1 pseudogene is annotated in these 229 nt (G+C 72.5%); it reads left to right on the forward strand.

What is annotated here, in order from left to right:
* Positions 1–229: pseudogene (locus IG99_RS43950) on the forward strand (response regulator); the annotation flags it as partial.

Raw genomic sequence — 229 nt, forward strand, 5'->3', positions numbered from 1 at the left:
GACGTCACCCGCGCGCTGGCCGGACCCGGCGTCCACAACCCGATGCGGGTCGTGGTGATCACCACGTTCGACCAGGACGACTACGTGCACACCGCGCTGGGCAACGGGGCGTGCGGCTTTCTGCTCAAGGACGCCCCGCCCAGCCTGCTGATCGAGGCGGTAAGGGCCGCCGCCCGCGGCGACGCGCTGGTCTCCCCCGCCGTCACCGTCCGGCTGCTGAGGGAGCTGT

This window comes from Streptomyces griseus subsp. griseus, from assembly GCF_000720255.1.
Lineage (GTDB): Bacteria > Actinomycetota > Actinomycetes > Streptomycetales > Streptomycetaceae > Streptomyces > Streptomyces griseus_I.